Genomic DNA, 287 nt, shown 5'->3' on the forward strand with positions numbered 1-287 from the left:
CCGGAGTATACCAATATCGAAGGCCAACGGCTCGGCGGCTTCCGCACCCTGCTGGGCGTTCCGCTGATGCGTGACGGCGCCGTGACCGGCGTCTTCGTCCTCGCCCGCTCGTCGGTCTCGCCGTTCAGTACGCGCGAAATCGAACTGGTGCAGACATTTTCGGATCAGGCGGTCATCGCGATCGAGAACGTGCGGCTGTTCGAAGAGGTGGAGTCCCGCAACCGCGACCTAGCCGAGTCGCTGGAACAGCAGATGGCCACCGGCGCGATTTTGCAAGTGATCGCCGG

At 63.8% G+C, this 287-nt stretch carries 1 protein-coding gene; it reads left to right on the plus strand.

The genetic code is table 11. The annotated features are described in order from the left end of the window. Window positions 1-287, plus strand: a 287-nt coding sequence (locus tag EN869_RS34095) for a GAF domain-containing protein (protein WP_135916171.1), incomplete at both ends; no start/stop codon positions are given.

This window comes from Mesorhizobium sp. M2D.F.Ca.ET.226.01.1.1, assembly GCF_004022705.2.
Lineage (GTDB): Bacteria > Pseudomonadota > Alphaproteobacteria > Rhizobiales > Rhizobiaceae > Mesorhizobium.